This is a genomic window from Sphingobacterium sp. CZ-UAM, from assembly GCF_002000245.1.
In the GTDB taxonomy this organism is placed as follows: Bacteria; Bacteroidota; Bacteroidia; order Sphingobacteriales; family Sphingobacteriaceae; genus Sphingobacterium.
In genome coordinates this window covers 68,867-84,119 of sequence record NZ_MTCM01000009.1, presented here as the reverse complement: position 1 = coordinate 84,119, position 15,253 = coordinate 68,867, and the positions used below count along the sequence as shown (strand labels likewise).

At 39.9% G+C, this 15,253-nt stretch carries 9 protein-coding genes; 5 read left to right on the top strand and 4 right to left on the bottom strand.

Annotation, left to right across the window (positions count from 1 at the left end):
• Window positions 1-68: 68 nt before the first annotated feature.
• The 3 genes from BWD42_RS22855 to BWD42_RS22845 form a co-directional block, all read right to left on the bottom strand.
• Complete coding sequence (locus BWD42_RS22855; protein WP_077438732.1) at window positions 69-989, bottom strand: dihydrodipicolinate synthase family protein; 921 nt, start codon at window positions 987-989, stop codon at window positions 69-71.
• A gap of 77 nt (window positions 990-1,066) precedes the next feature.
• The gene (locus tag BWD42_RS22850; RefSeq protein ID WP_077438731.1) at window positions 1,067-2,632 is read right to left on the bottom strand and encodes a RagB/SusD family nutrient uptake outer membrane protein; all 1,566 of its coding nucleotides are present in this window, start codon (window positions 2,630-2,632) and stop codon (window positions 1,067-1,069) included.
• 10 nt (window positions 2,633-2,642) lie between these two features.
• Window positions 2,643-5,951: a SusC/RagA family TonB-linked outer membrane protein gene (locus BWD42_RS22845; protein WP_077438730.1), complete on the bottom strand. Its 3,309-nt coding sequence runs from the start codon at window positions 5,949-5,951 to the stop codon at window positions 2,643-2,645.
• Between the two features lie 147 nt (window positions 5,952-6,098).
• Here BWD42_RS22845 and BWD42_RS22840 point away from each other — a divergent pair, with 147 nt between their 5' ends.
• The 5 genes from BWD42_RS22840 to BWD42_RS22820 all read left to right on the top strand — a co-directional run bounded on the left by BWD42_RS22840 (window position 6,099) and on the right by BWD42_RS22820 (window position 14,343).
• Entirely contained in the window at window positions 6,099-6,827 is a 729-nt protein-coding gene (locus tag BWD42_RS22840) for a FadR/GntR family transcriptional regulator (protein ID WP_077438786.1), read from the top strand.
• A gap of 144 nt (window positions 6,828-6,971) precedes the next feature.
• Window positions 6,972-8,501, top strand: a complete 1,530-nt coding sequence (locus tag BWD42_RS22835) for a sulfatase (protein WP_077438729.1) — start codon at window positions 6,972-6,974, stop codon at window positions 8,499-8,501.
• Window positions 8,502-9,079: 578 nt separating this feature from the next.
• On the top strand, window positions 9,080-12,262 hold the full coding sequence (locus BWD42_RS22830; protein WP_077438728.1) for a SusC/RagA family TonB-linked outer membrane protein: 3,183 nt from the start codon (window positions 9,080-9,082) through the stop codon (window positions 12,260-12,262).
• 4 nt (window positions 12,263-12,266) lie between these two features.
• On the top strand, window positions 12,267-13,814 hold the full coding sequence (locus BWD42_RS22825; RefSeq protein ID WP_077438727.1) for a SusD/RagB family nutrient-binding outer membrane lipoprotein: 1,548 nt from the start codon (window positions 12,267-12,269) through the stop codon (window positions 13,812-13,814).
• Between the two features lie 103 nt (window positions 13,815-13,917).
• A complete protein-coding gene (locus BWD42_RS22820) occupies window positions 13,918-14,343 on the top strand; it encodes a tetratricopeptide repeat protein (RefSeq protein ID WP_077438726.1) in 426 nt (141 codons plus the stop codon).
• Here the strand turns inward: BWD42_RS22820 and BWD42_RS22815 are convergent.
• Entirely contained in the window at window positions 14,340-15,245 is a 906-nt protein-coding gene (locus BWD42_RS22815; protein WP_077438725.1) for a glycerophosphodiester phosphodiesterase family protein, read from the bottom strand. The genes BWD42_RS22820 and BWD42_RS22815 overlap by 4 nt on opposite strands.
• Between the last annotated feature and the right edge of the window lie 8 nt (window positions 15,246-15,253).

The following is a 15,253-nucleotide window of genomic DNA, read 5'->3' as shown; positions in this document are numbered from 1 at the left end:
CTCGTTAGCTATTCCTTGTAATTTCATCATGGGAAACCTATATTCCCATGATGAAATTCTTATTTGTATTAATGCACACAAAACTCCTGAAAACCAACCTTGTCCACATCCGTTTTAAAAACTTCAAATTGTTCGGCAGACATATTTTTTACGGGCAAGCGAAATTCGCCACAATTTAAACCGATTAATTTCATATATGCCTTTCCTACCGAAATACCGCCATACTTACCTAACAATCTGATCATATCAATTGATTGCTGCTGTAAGGAATTGGCCTTTTCAAAATCCCCTTCATTATACGCTTCGATCAAGTCCAGGTATAAAGGAGCTGCATAATTATAAGTACTCCCTACAGCGCCAGTATTACCCAATACCAAGGCGGACAGCATATTTTCATCTCTCCCCCAAAGCATATCGTATTTTCGATTAGCGTAATTCATACAGCTCAGAAAGTCCATGAAATCTTCATGTGTATATTTAATTCCCCTGAAATTGGGTATTACGCCATCCACTTTTTTCAATAGGTCGATCATTTGAAAATTTCCACCTGTCAATACGGGAATATGATAATAATAGAAAGCTGTATTGGGTGCAGCACGGGCGATTTCTATACAGCACTTTGCCAACTGATCTACATTTGCAGGTTTAAAATATGACGGTGAAGTAAAAGACACGACATCTACGCCTGCCTGCTCCGCAAGTTTTGCCAATTGTTGACATTCTTTGATGTTTGTTCCCCCTAAGAGCATCATTAATGTAAATGCCGGGTCTTTCTTTGTCAGTTTGGCCCAAGCCGTCATCACCGCGACTTTTTCATCAAATGTCAGCGATACGCCCTCTCCGGTCGAGCCACAAATAAAGGCACCCGACACCCTATTTCTCTTTAGCATTTCATAATAGGATGGAATCAACTCGAGATTCAGTTCACCGTTTTCGTCAAAAGGAGTAAATGGCGCCGCAATTAATCCCGATATTTTTTGATTTAGCATATGATAATTTATGTGAATAGTTGAAAAATACCTTCTTTCAATTTACATGTTTAAAATTGAGATAGGCCATTATTGGTTTAAGTTCCTTTATATCCAGGGTTTTGCTGATCATTTAATTGGGGATCTTCTGTCAAAGTCTGTAAATCGATCGGCCACAAAATTTTATGTTTTTGTGCATCATTGTTATCCAAAACTCCGACCAAATTCAGATTTTTACGAAACACCAGTGGCAAGCCATTTCCATCCTGCATTCTCCTTAAATCAAACCATCGCTTACCTTCGGACACAAACTCCTTTGTACGCTCGTAGAGAATCGCGATCTCGTTAGCTTCAAAGCTTCCATTGTGAAACAATGGAGCTTGCCCACCATACGCACGGTTTCGAACAGCCATAATTTCGGCGGTAGGATCCTCACCCAATTTATTCTTGATCTCTGCCAATAATAAATACGCTTCTGCCGCACGATAAATAGGATAGTCATCCGAATAGTTACGTACCCCATCAATTAAGGTACCCAGGAACTTTCTAAAGACAACAGCGGATGTGTTTCCCTTATTAAAGTTTAAAAAACTAGCATTGGCTCTGGTATCCCCTTTTTCAAATAATCGGTACAAATCCATTTTATACTCGTAGCGGATCAATCCCGTAGATCCCGTTTGCAGTGGATCTTTAGGAATCACTTGGCCATTATCGTCCATGTACCCGGTAATATCATCACTGGCGGCATAAATAAAGTTATTAAAAAAGGAAGTAGCCTCACCATTTAAATAGCGGATGACAAAAATCATTTCCGTATTCCCCTTCATCGTTGGCATGCTGGCGGACTTAAACTGCTCAGCAAAATTATTGACCAGATTATATTTGGGAATTACTTCTTCTACGGCAGCTTTCGCCAACTGCAAATCTGCGTTGGTATTTTTGGGAGATTGTCCATCTATGTTCACTTTTGCAGACCACAGATAAACCTCCGTTTTTAACATTTTTGTTGCGGCCAAGGACCATTGCGCTTTCTGATTTTTTGTCTCATAATTTCCCGAAAATGATTTCTCAGATTTATCTATCTCTGATTTGATAAAATCAAAAGTCTCTTTTTCGGTATCAGTTCTCGCTTTATAGGCCTGGTCGGCGGAAGTTGGCGTATTTACCGCAGCTTGAGGTTCCGTCACTAATGGTACCCGTCCAAAGGTTCTGAACAGATAAAAATAGTAAAATGCCCGCAGCCCATAAGCCTGCCCCAAGTAATACCCTTTTTGAGCATCGGTCAAATAATCCGCTTTCTCAACCTGGTAGATAAAATTGTTGACCTGGAATATGGTGCCGTACAAGCCCGCCCATCCGGTTATGCCTGGTGCGCTTTCCCGAATATCTTGTGTAATTATCCCCGCAGAGTTCAGGGATGCGGTTCCGGTAAAACTGGTACCATCCCGTAATGTTCCAGCCCGCAGTTCGCCCAGGCTCCATAAGTTCTGCTGTTGGCTACGTAATTGACTATGTAGCCCCAACATCGCTCCAGCAACCTGGTCATTATTTTTCCAGAAACTTCCACTTGCAAAATAGTCTTCCGGCGTAATTTCCAGATCAATTTCTTTGCAAGATGTAAAAACCGCAATGATTACACAGCAATAAACAAATATCTTTTTCATAATTTAACGATTAAAAGGTTAATTGAAGGTTAAAAATAAACGTCTTAGGGAGAGGATATCCACCACTGTTTTGCTCTACTCTACCGCTTTCAGCTGAGAACAAAGTATTCTTTGTCCAATAATGAAGATTTTGACCTGTCAGTGAAATGCGCATGCCCTCCATTTTGATTCTCTGGGCAATTGCATTCGGCAGTTTGTATCCCAAAGAAATCTCACGTAATGCCAGATAATCCCCTTTATTGTAAAACATACTGCTCTCACGGCTGGTATTGTTCTTAAATAGCTGATCTGCCCAATAGTAGGTTGGATATTTAGCATTTGGGTTTTCCGCAGTCCAGGTATCGAAAACTGCATCGGTTGTATTAAAGGTACCTTGCATCATGCCCAAAAACCAGGCTCTAGGCCCATCATAAGCGACAAAACCCAGTGCATAATCCAGTCTTGTATATAGGCTAAAGTCCTTATAGTTTAATGTTGTTCCAAAACCACCCGTCCAACGTGGAACAGTATTTCCCATATATACACGGTCATACGAATTGATTATTCCATCGCCATTGACATCTTTCCACATGACATCGCCCAAAGCGAGCGGATAATACAATTTCTTCTGATCCTCTGGTAGCCCATTAAAGGCATCCGGGTGAACCAGTGTTCTCGCTCCGATCAAATCTTTCAATTGACCAGCATACCGGTCTAAATCTGCTTGGGTCCGGATGATTCCAACGGCTTCGTAAGCATAAGCAACGTTCGGATCTTGACCTTCCTGGGTTCCACCTACCCAAATCAATTCCTTTGAACCGGGATCGTAAACCTGGATTCCTCCCTGACGATTATTAGCCACACCATTGTAAGGAAGTTTTAGTACTTTATTTTTATTATACGCAGTATTCCAGTTAAAGCTCAAATTCCAATCTTTGTTGCGTAGTATTTGGTAATTTAAATCCACCTCAACACCTTGGTTGGACATATCTCCATTATTGGTCCGAATTGTCCGGAAACCTGCCGATTGCGGCAGGGTCAATGTCGCAATTTTATCCTTTGTTGTTCTATGGTAATAGGCTAAGCTCAGATCCAAGCGGTTAAACAATCTGGTCTCCAAACCAATCTCTTTCGTCTTCAAGCTTTCCCATTTCAGATTAGGAATGGACAAAGATGTCATTGTATAACCTACTGCACCATCGTATTTTGAACTTCCATAAGCGCCTTGTAAAATATACGAATCTCTTGTAGTCTGGCCTTTGAATACAGCATCGACATTCCCATTTTCACCATAGCTCGCTTTTAATTTCAACGTATTGATGGAGTTGCCCGAACCTATATAATCTTTAAGAAATTCTTCATTATGCAAATTCCAGCCGACAGAAATTCCCGGAAATGTTCCCCAGCGGTTATTCAAAAGGGTGGAATATCCATCGCGGCGAGCGGTTAATGTCATCAGGTATTTTTGTTGATAATCGTAATTGACACGGCCAAAAAAAGAGGTGATACGCTGACGATCATGATAAGAATCAATGCTTCGCTTATTCGCGTCCGGACTGGTCAATCCCAAATCCATAAAATCATCTGTGGGTGCGCCAGTCCCCGAAGCGGAGAAACTTGTGCGATAGGAATCAAAAAATTCAGAACCCAACATCGCGTTGATATGGTGGTCTTCACCAATGCTTGTATTGTAGTTCAATACGGCATTGTAGGTTTGATTAAAGTTTTTGTAATAAGATGCGCCCGAATTACGGGTTCTAACGTAATTCCCAGGGCTTGCCAGATAATCGCGGTTAAACGACTCATTTGTTTCTTGGTTAAAAAACCAGTTGCCGCTGACCCTTAAGCTCAGATTATCCAAAAAATCTATTGTGAAAGCCTGTCCCAAGGTTAGTTTTTGATTGATATTCTTGCGAATAAATTTGTCATCATTGACGAGCGGATTACCATCCTGCCAATCACGTCCCACCAGCAGGTCCCCAGTCATATTAGTACCGCGCATCGTTGGTGGCGCCCCCAAGGCTCTCGTCATATAATTTCCTTCGCCATTGATTGCATCTCGCCATTTGGTATAGGAGAAATTCACATTCGAATTAGATTGCAACCAAGGTTTAATTTTGTAGTCGCCATTTAAAACAAAGGTGGTCCTGTCATAAAAAGTATTGATGGGCAATCCTTTCTCATTATATTTTCCTACACTGGCATAGTAACTTCCCTTTTGTGTTCCCCCCTGTAAAGCAACATTGTAATCCTGCGTTAGACTATTATTCCGTAATGCATAATCTTCATAATCAAAATCTTTAAAAATCAATTCTTTACCTGTTATGGGATCATTCATTGTCTGCCATCCCTGCTGCAGCAATTCACGATTACTATCATCCAGATACATGGTGCTCCACACAGCGTTACTGCTGACATTACCATCAAGATAATTTCCCTGGTCATCCTTAAACTTGTTGCCTGTTCCAAAAGGCCCCACAGCTGACAACTGATTCAACTGATTTGGCTGGTAGATTCCAGAAGTTTGCACCCCTTTTCTTGACCAGTATAAATAATCTTTGGCGTTTAGGAAATTAAAAGGATTATTCAATTTATTGATACCGATTTTCGACTGAACAACGATATTGGACACGCCTTCTTTTCCACGTTTTGTTGTGATAAGAATTACACCATTAGAAGCTCTTGCGCCATAGATGGCAGTAGCCGAGGCATCTTTGAGCACATCTATTGATTCTATGTCATTTTGGTTGATATCATTAAATCCATCCCTGATGATACCATCGACGATAACCAAAGGAGTACCGCTACCATCATAATCTGTCCCACCACGTAAGACAATCTTAGGAACAGCCCCGGGTCTTCCGGAAGTTTGTTGCACCCTGATACCGGGTACGGTACCTGCTAAAGCAGCGGCAGGATTGGAACGAACGCCAGTCTCTAGCACCTTCTTGTCGAGCCTACTTACGGAACCGGTCAAATTGGATTTTTTTATTTTACCATAGCCCACCACGACGACTTCGTCCATCTGCTCTGTACTGGGTTCTAATTTTATGTCCAATAAATTTGTCTGTCCGACTTTCACTTCAAAAGGCTTGTATCCTGTCGATGTGATGACCAGAACCGTGTTCGGACTTGTACTCACAGTGAACGTTCCATCGGCATTTGTTTGTAAGGATTGACCTGATCCTTTGACTCTGACTGTGACTTGCCCCAAAAGTTCCCCAGTCTTTGCATCGGTAATTCTCCCCTTTACCGCGTGGTCTTGGGCTTGTGCCAGAAGCAGATTACCTGTCAATATAGACAAGGCTAAAAGAGATCGTAATTTTAGGTTTGAACACATATTGGTTTTGTATTAAGTATTACATATATACAAATATATAGATTAAAAAATATTAAAAACAAATTTTTATAAACTTATGTATAACATATTATTAACTTTTATTAATTATCTTTGTCTAAAGGCGTCCAATGCGCCATGGGAATATATATGGAATCAAACTCTTCGTTAATAGAACATCTTAATACCCTCGATACCTCTTCATTGGTAGACCGTGCAGAAAAAGAAATCATCAATCTGTTTGTCAATCAAGGGCTGAAGGTTGGGGATGCATTACCCAAAGAAATAGAATTAGCAGAAACACTTGGTGTAAGCCGTACGGTTGTTCGTGAGGCGATGTTGAGATTACGCATGGTGGGCTTAGTTGAATCAAAGAAACATCGAGGCGCAGTACTTACAAGCCCTGATCTTATAAAACCTTTGCGGAAATCACTCTACCCGACAATTATGGAAAATAAGACCTTACAAGATCTTTTTGAGATGCGTATGGTATTGGAAGTCGGTATGGCAGATATATTATTTGAACATATAGAGGAAAAAGATATCGAAGAACTGGAAGCTATTGTCGCAAAAGAGCCTGTTAATTCAGACAATACAATTTTTGATATTGAAACAGAAGTTGCCTTCCATGGAAAACTTTACGAAATAACTGGTAATACTATTCTCAAAGATTTCCAAAACATGTTATTACCTGTTTTTCAATATGTACACATTAGTGGCTTATTAACCAGTCCTAGCGAATCAAAAAGTTTTATCTCCCATCGTGGATTAGTAGATATATTAAAAGTTGGCAACGCTGAGGTCTTTCGCAATGCGATGCGTAAGCATCTGGATAATCACTATCAAAGACTTTTTTTATATAAGAAATCTGTTGGATAACTACACTTATTTTTATCTTTTGGAAATAAGGGTAAAATGTCAACAAACTTTTTCATGTGCTATAACTTTCCCTTTAAACTATTTTATGTAACACATAATAATCATTAACTTTATAATTTAACCCTAACCTTAATAGATCTGTTAGTGAAACTGAAGACACTCTTATTCGCATTAATTACGCTGTCATTATATAAATATTCTTCAGCGCAGAAAAGGCCCAACATCATCATTATTATATCTGATGACCACGCCTATCAGACCATTAGCGCCTATGGATCAACTTATGCCAAAACGCCACACATTGACCGTATTGCGACTGAAGGGGCAATTTTCAACCATGCCTATGTGAACAACTCCATTTGTGGTCCTGCCAGAGCCACACTGTTGACGGGCAAGTATAGCCACAAGAATGGATTTAAGGACAATGAAACTTCCGAATTTGACTTCAATCAAGATTTATTTGTCAAACAGTTACAACAAGTGGGTTATCAAACAGCCTGGGTCGGCAAGATTCATTTGGGAGAAAAGCTTCAAGGGTTCAATTATTATGATATTCTCGTGGGGCAAGGCACCTACTTCAATCCAGATTTCATCAGCAAACAAGGGCGCAAGCGCACGGAAGGGTATGTTTCGGATATTGTGACGGAAAAATCGATCAATTGGCTGGATACGCTAGATTCCAGTAAACCCTTCTGCCTGGTCATCGGCCATAAAGCTACTCATCGTACATGGATGCCCGACCCCAAGGATTTTGGCGCCTATGATTCGATGAATTTTACTATTCCATCAACATTTTACGATAATTATCAAAGCAGACAAGCTGCCGCTTTACAGGAAATGTCCATTGACAAAGATATGAAGATGGCCTATGACCTCAAGATGTTCAACTCATTGGAAGATATGATGAACGATGGAAATTTCAAACGAATGAACCAAGAGCAAAAAGATCGCTATATTGCCTATTATCGGCCAATCTACGAACAGCTCAGAAACAGTAAATTGACCGGAAAACAGCTTGCGGAGTGGAAGTTTAGACGTTATATGATCGATTATCTCAATACCGCACAGTCAATGGATCGCAACATAGGCAAAGTATTGGACTATCTGGATCAGAAATCACTCGTCCAAAATACCATCGTGATCTATCTTTCGGATCAGGGCTTCTATATGGGCGAACATGGTTGGTTTGATAAGCGCTGGATGTATGAAGAGTCATTCCGTACCCCCATGTTAATGCGTTATCCTCCGTTGATTAAACCCGCAACAACAATCGGGGCAAAGTTGGTGAACGCAGATATAGCGCCCACTCTCCTCGAGTTGGCAAAGATCAAAAAGCCTAGTGATATGCAGGGAAAATCATTCGTTCATGTACTAAAAAACACAAAAGAAGAACATCGCAAGGATCTATATTATCATTATTTTGAAAATGGAGAACATGCGGTGAGCCCCCATTTCGGTGTCAAAGATGATCGCTACAAGCTGATCCGATATTATAAACGTGTCGAAAGCTGGGAACTCTTCGACCTCCAAAAAGATCCGAATGAACTTCAAAATGTTTATAAAGATCCCACCTATCAACGTATAGTTACCCGAATGAAACAGAAACTTATGAAACAAATCCGGCAATTTGATGATAAAGAAGCTGAAACAATTTATAAGGTAGACATTGACTGATAAAAGAAACACAGGGTATCCATAAACGAGATACCCTGTGTTATTTCAAGCCTTCATACTTATTAATCCACAAGGAAATTCCCTCTTCCGCTGTATTGTTCGTTGATTATTCCTAGTCTCGACCTTATAAAATAAACAGTTGTGCAGCAACAAGAAAGTACGGCATATGCATCAACTTATATACCCATAGTGATACTTCATGAATACTTAATCTATACTGTATCTATACGACAACGGTGCCTTGTAAGTATTCAATAGGAGTAATTCCATCAAGCCAATGAATTTACTTTGCTGTAAAACTATTTAGTCTCTATTCCATTGCATTTACTATAACCATCTCACTGGCCAAGATGTTTATTCTGAGCATTCTGACCAAAGAATTACAAAAAAATAAAAAATAAAGTATAGTTATCAGGTGGATTTTATATATTTGCATTAACATTTTTTAACACATGAAAATCAGTGCAATACATATACCTGTAAAACGAATGCTTCTAGGAGATGTTTTTCAGATAAATCCAAACAATCTCCTATAACCACAAACACAAAGATCCACTCATTATTATTACCAAATTAATATGGCAAAAAACAACATAGATTTTGTCGTACTGGCAGCGCTTTGCATAAGCACGGGCACGCTCTACGCACAATCCACCATAAAAGGAAAAGTAGTCGACAACAACAACGCCCCCATTCAGGGTGCAACGATTACAGAGATAACAAGTAAAAAACAGGTACAAACGGATGCAAATGGCCTATTTGAATTGCCATCAAATGGTAATTCTATCAGTATCCAAGTTCAATATATTGGTTTTGATTCCAAAACTGTCCAAACCAATCCCAGCGGACTTACCACAATTCAACTTTCTCCTACGAGTTCCCAATTGGATGAAGTTGTTGTAACCGCCCTGGGTATTTCGCGCGAAAAGAAATCTTTAGGATATGCAGTCCAAGAAGTCAAATCTGTTGAACTTCAAACACGTCCTACGAATGCCCTTAGTGCACTTTCTGGAAAAGTAGCAGGTCTTCAAGTGACTACTTCAGGAGGAAATATGGGCGGATCCAACCATGTTTTGCTTCGGGGTATCAATTCAATTGCGGGAAATAACCAACCGTTGTATGTTGTTGATGGTACTCCAATTGATAACACCGATTTAAACTCGTCATCTACCATAAACGGAAGCGCAGGCAAAGACGTCGGTAATATGATACAAGATATCAATCCTGACGATATCGATAACATCTCCGTATTAAAAGGTCCGTCGGCTGCTGCCTTGTATGGTTCGAGAGCCGCTAATGGTGTTATATTAATTACCACAAAGCGTGCATCAAAGGGGGAAAAGATAGATATTTCTTTAAACACTGGTGTTGATTTTGAGAATATTGTCCGACTTCCAAAAAGACAACATTTATACGGTCAGGGTTACTCTACTGCTTTCCAAACGCAAAATATCAATGGTACAGAGTACAAAATCGTAGATTATGCTGCAGATGAAAGCTGGGGGCCAAAATTGGATGGAACACCTGTCCTCCAGTGGTATAATCTCAATCCCGAAGACGCGGCAAATTACCTCAAACCTTCACCTTGGCTTTATCCCAAAAATGATGTCAGTTATTTCTTTCGGACTGGCGTAGCCAATACCAATAATTTTGCTATCGCCGGCAATAGTGGAAATACAAATTACCGATTTTCCTACACGAACAAAAATGTAAAAGGAACAACTCCGAATTCTAGTTTAGGTCGTAATACGTTTAACTTTTCCGGAGGAACACAGCTGGGCAAATTGAAAATCAATTCTAATTTCAACTATATCCGTAACGCATCCGTAGGCCGTCCATGGACAGGTGCATCCAATAGAAATATTATTCTCGAGGCGTTTCAATGGGGAGCAGTACAAGTGGATTATAAGATATTGGAAAATTACAAACGTGAGGATGGAACTCCATTAGCATGGAACCGTACTGGATGGCAAAATACACCTACAGCAGAAGCAACGCGCTTTATCGATAACCCCTATTGGTCTGCTTACGAGTCTTATATGGAAGATAATAGAGACCGCTTTTATGGAAATATTGGCTTACAATATGACTTGAATAGCTGGCTTTCTTTAGGAGCTAAAGTACATGGCGACATTTATTCGTTCCAATCTCAGGACCGTATCGCTGTATATTCTCGCAGCACTTCACAATATGAAGAGACAAGCAATAAACTGAACGAATATAATTATGAATTTTTAGCTACAGCAAAAAAAAGCTGGGATAAATTCTCACTTATTGGAAATATCGGAGCCAATCTTCGTGACCAGCAGCGCAAGCAAGATTATGCTATTACACAAGGAGGTCTAATTATTCCAAATTATTACAATCTAAAAAATGCCAATGCAGTCAAAATTGACAACTTTAAATATCACAGACGCATTGCATCTGTTTATGGAAGCTTTTCTTTAGGATATAATGATTTGCTTTACTTAGATGGAACAGTGCGTAATGACTGGTCTTCAACATTACCAACAGATAACAACTCTTTTATATATCCTTCCCTAACAGGTAGTTTTGTCTTTAGTCAATTAGAAGCATTCAAACAATTAGATTGGCTAAGTTTCGGAAAAATACGCTTAGGATGGGCCCAAGTCGGGAATGACACAGATCCTTATCAACTGTATAAGGTCTATGAACCCGAGCAATCGTATGAAGGGCAAGCTTCATATGGCCTCCCGAGTATTAAACCAAATGCTAATTTAAAACCTGAAATCACCAGTTCTTGGGAAACAGGTCTGAACGTGCAATTGTTCAAAAATCGCTTAGGATTTGATATAACCTACTACAACAATAATTCTAGAAATCAAATCCTTCCTGTTCCTGTTTCCTCGTCTTTTGGATACGCAAGCAAAGTATTCAATGCTGGAAAAATTAATAACAAAGGTCTCGAAATTGTTCTTAATGGTACGCCTATCAAAAATGAAAACTTTACTTGGGACGCTACAATAAACTGGGCCAAAAACAAAAACAAAGTGATCAAATTAGACGATCAGGTAAATACATTGAGTCTAAGTAATTCGTTAGTTGAATTAGTCGCACGTGAAGGCGAGTCCTATGGACAATTTTTAGGCTATGACTTTGTATATGCGGCAGATGGACAACGCGTTGTTCAGGCGGATGGAACTTACATGAAAACCTCCCAATTGGTACCCCTGGGATCTATTCTTCCTGATTTCACCTTTGGTTTTCAAAATAGCTTCCGCTACAAGAACTTTAGCTTGGGATTTTTGGTCTCAGGTCGTGTCGGTGGCAACTTCTTCTCCCAAACTTATAAAGTCGGCATGTATTCTGGTATTCTGGACAAAACCGCGGCCAATAATATTCGTGAAACCGGAGTTGTCCTTGACGGGGTCAAAGGAGATGTCACCTTTCATAGTGACGGAACTTACGAAGTGAAAAATACTGTACAAAATACAACAAATATCACTGCACAGCAATGGGCGCGAAATGAATACAATGGTCCGACTGCATTTTCCATTTTTGATGCCACTTATGTTAAACTGAGAGAAGTAACACTGGGCTATAATTTCAAATTAGTCAATACCAAGGTCATTAAAAATATTGGTGTTAATGTTTATGGCCGTAACCTTTGGAATATCTATACCAAGAGTAAATACATTGATCCTGAATTCACCTCCAGTGGCGGTAACGTACAGGGTATCGAAGGCGGTGCTATTCCATTACCTGTTACCTATGGTTTTAATGTGAATCTTAAATTTTAAAAAAATGAAAATATTAAATATACTATATACAACAGTAATCGGTATTTCCCTTGTTGCATCTTCTTGTTCCAAGTCCAAGTTTGCTGATATTAATACCGACCCTAATCGCCCTGCCACCGTTACAACACCGACAATCTTGGTAACTGCCGAAAAGCAATTGCTTAATGCCTTACGAAGCGAAGAGGTCAGTTTACGTGGAGCGCAATTATTTTCACAATATTTTGCCCAAAATATTTACACTGATCAATCACGTTATCAAATACCGACGAGTTATTCCGACAACTACTGGACGGCAACTTACAAAGCATTGAACAACTTAAATGATATTATCAAACTCAATACAAATGAAAGCACCAAAGCGATCGCAGCAGCAGGAACAGCTGGCACCAACGCTAATCAGATTGCTATTGTGAGAATTCTTAAATCTTATGCTTTTCAGTCATTAACCGATGTCTTTGGTAATATTCCCTATGAGTCCTATGGCAATAAAGATGCTGATTTTGAAGCCCTGCAACAGGACCCAGACAACTTAACGCCTAAATATGCAAGTCAGGAAAAAATCTATAAAGATATTCTAAACGAACTGCAACAAGCGGCTGATACCCTAACGAAATATACAACAGCAACCACATTTGGCACCGCTGATATTATCTATAAGGGATCCAATGCCAGCTGGGCAAAATTTGCCAATTCACTACGGTTACGGATAGCCAATCGCATTAAGGCAAAAGATGCTGCATTGGCAGCAACGCATATTGCCGATGCGATAAAGAAAGGCGTATTTACCGCTAACAGCGATAATGCTGTATTTAAATATTCTAAAACTCCACCCAACGAAGCACCACTATTCCGGGCTACAGTGACAGCCAACCGAAAAGATTTCGCCGTTTCAAATGTACTTATAGAAGTCCTGCAGGGTACACGTGGCCCCTTTAAAATTGCAGATCCTCGCTTGTCTAAATTCGCAAAACCAACATCCTCAGGAAATGCCTATTTCGGCCAGCCGTATGGGCTTCCTTTAGCCGCCGGAAATCTATTCCCTGTGGATAAAATATCTTTACCAAGTGACGCCATCAACGCGGCTGACTATGGCGAAGTTCTTCTGGAATACGCTGAAGTAGCATTCCTCTTTGCAGAAAATAACAATTGGGATCAAACTAATTATGAGAAAGGAACTCGCGCTTCGCTAGAAAAGTGGGGGGTATCGCAAGAAGATATTAATAGCTATATTAGCAAACTTCCTCCAGCCAGCAAAGAAAATATACTTTCTCAAAAATATCTGGCACTTTTCAATCAGAGTATCGAAGCCTGGTCTGAGATTAGGAGAACCGGCTATCCATTATTTCTTATCAAAAAAGGAGATATTACCTGGAGCGGAACTATAGACGGCAAACCGGTCACCTACACCTTTAATCCCGAAGTTGGTGATGCCATACCAAGTCGTTTGATATATCCATTGAAAGAGCAAAGTACCAATAAAGCAAATTATCAAGCAGCCCTTGCACAACAAGGAGATGATGTGATCAACACCAAAGTATGGTGGAATAAATAAAAAAGTATTTTCTACCCCTTTGAACACCTGAAGTTTAAGATTTCAGGTGTTTTTTTTTTCAATTATTTCCTAACTTCGTAGAAGACCATTAAGAAAGAATGCCATGGATGATCAAACATTAGATAAAATCGACCAACTGAGTGAAGAAGGAAATGCCTATTGTGATGAAGAGAATTTTCCTGAAGCGATCAGGGTATGGACAGAAGCGCTCAATCTCGTCCCTGCTCCACAAAACGTCCACCCCGAAAGCCTCTGGCTAGAAGCATCGATAGGTGATGCATATTTCTTGCAGGACGATTTTGAAAATGCCCTTCTACACTTTGAAAATGCCAAAGGCAATATCATCGAAAATGCCTATGAAAATCCTTTTATCATGCTACGATTAGGACAGTGTTACCTGGAAACAGCTAATACCGAATCTGCACAAGAATACCTTCTTCGCGCCTATATGATGGAAGGAAAGGAAATTTTTGAAGAGGAATCACCAAAATATTTTAATTTTCTGGCTGATAACGTCGAATTGGATTAATCAATGGCATCTGCCACCTCCATTGGTAAATCAGATTCGAGAATAGAGGCACCCTGGACGAATATCGCCCGATATTTTTTCTGACGCTCATCCTTTTCTGGGAGCTTATCGTAAGTAGACGCCGAGGAGATCATGCACATGACTCCCTTTGCATTAAAAAAGTGGTACATTTCCGTATTCGACTCTTTCAGCTCAGGCCCTATGTAGACAATCATTCGGTCATAAGGCAATCCCGAATCTTTAAATTTAGCTAAGGCAGACTGATCTTTGATATGCATGGACATATACTGATCCGGATGTTGAGCCAAATAGTAGGCTGCCTGCTCAACGTTATGTACAGTTACCCAAACCCAACTATACGCATTATGCTTTCGCAATATAGCTGCGGTTGCCGACAGCGGTAGATCTTTCTTATCAAGATTTAAAATGGTTTTCCCTTTCGCCCATTCAATAACTTCATCTAGGGTATTTATAGGATATTTAGTAATATTTCCTGCATGGTCTTTCAGACGAAGTTTACGCAATTCAGTCCAGGTATAATCCGATACCCGACCGATCCCGTTGGTCACCCGCTCCAAGTTTGCATCATGCAGCAATACCGCAACACTATCTTTCGTATAGCGAGGATCTATTTCAAAAATTGCTGGAGTTTTACGTAACACGGCTTCAAATGCCGCTATCGAATTTTCAGGAAGACCATCTTCTATCGTCCCGCGGTGACCGCTTATAATTTTCTTTCCTTCAGCATACTTAAAGTATGCACGCATCGCTTCTGCGGATTCAAAATTCAGCCAGTGTTTACTTTGGGCAAAAGCACGGCTATCTAAGAAACCAAAAAAAAATAATATTAGAAATACAGAAATCGTTTTCAACCGTAAACCATTGTGATCTGAAGCAGTCATCTACCTAT